Source organism: Paracoccus sp. MKU1, assembly GCF_001447385.1.
Taxonomy (GTDB): domain Bacteria; phylum Pseudomonadota; class Alphaproteobacteria; order Rhodobacterales; family Rhodobacteraceae; genus Paracoccus.
Genome location: NZ_LLWQ01000041.1, coordinates 1 through 1142, shown reverse-complemented (window position 1 = coordinate 1142; position 1142 = coordinate 1). Strand labels below are relative to the sequence as shown.

1 protein-coding gene is annotated in these 1142 nt (G+C 66.5%); it reads left to right on the top strand.

Going from position 1 to position 1142, the window contains the following annotated elements; genetic code table 11:
- Positions 1 to 1142 (top strand): TRAP transporter large permease (locus AQY21_RS02650; protein WP_369807745.1); only part of this gene is annotated, 1142 nt, incomplete at both ends.

Below are 1142 nucleotides of genomic sequence, written 5' to 3'. Positions count from 1 at the left end.
CTGGTCCTGGGGCTGCTCCTGGCTCTTCTGGGGATCGGCCTTCCCGTCGCATGGTCCTTCGCCGGCGTCGTCGCGGCCTTGGCCTGGATCTATGACGCCAATCTCAACACGCTGATGTTGCAGGGCTTCCGGTCGCTGAACTCGGTGATCCTGCTGGCCCTGCCGCTGTTCATCCTTGCGGGCTACCTGATGCAGTCGGGGGGCATCGCGAACCGCCTGGTCGCCTGCATCGAGATGGCGATCGGGCGGCGGCGGGGCGGGCTCGGCAATGCGATGGTCGGGGCGGCGGGCGTGTTCGGCGCCATCGCCGGGACGGCCACCGCAGCAGTGGCGGCCATCGGCACGCTGATGATCGACCCCATGGCCGAACGCGGCTATCCGCGCGGCTATTCGGCGGCGCTGCTGGGGATTTCCTCTCTCCTGGGCATCCTTATCCCGCCGTCGATCACCATGATCCTGTTCGCAGTGGCGACCCAGCAATCGGTGGCGGCCTGCTTCGCGGCCTCGATCGTGCCGGGGATCATGCTGATGATCGGGCTGATGATCTTCAACCGCGCCCAGATCGGCCGCCGCATTCACGAGATCCACGACGAGCGCCGGATCCCGGCTGCGGAGAAATGGCGCATCACCCTGCGCACCATCCCCGCCTTTTCGCTGCCGGTCATCATCATCGGCGGCATCTATGGCGGCTTCTTCACGCCAACCGAGGCGGCGGCCTTCGCCGTTCTCGCCGCGGTCCTGATCGGCCTCTTCGTCTATCGCGACATGAGCCTGGCGCGGTTGCGCGACAGCACGGTGGCGGCCGCCGAGACCACCGGCTCCATCGTGCTGATCCTGCTGTTTTCCTTCGTGATCAGCCGTATCCTGGTGGCCGAGCGCATCCCGCAGGATCTGACGGAACTGGTGGCGTCGCTGGTCAGCAATCCGATCGGCGTGATGATCCTGGTGAACGTGTTCCTGATCATCGCGGGGGCGCTGATCGACGATGTCTCGGTCACGGTGGTGATCGCGCCGCTGCTGCTGCCGCTGATGGTCTCGGTCGAGGTGCATCCGGTGCATTTCGCCGCCATCGTCGCGACCTCGGTGGTGATCGGCGCGAACAGCCCGCCGATGGCGCCGGTGCTTTTCATGGCCTGCCGGAT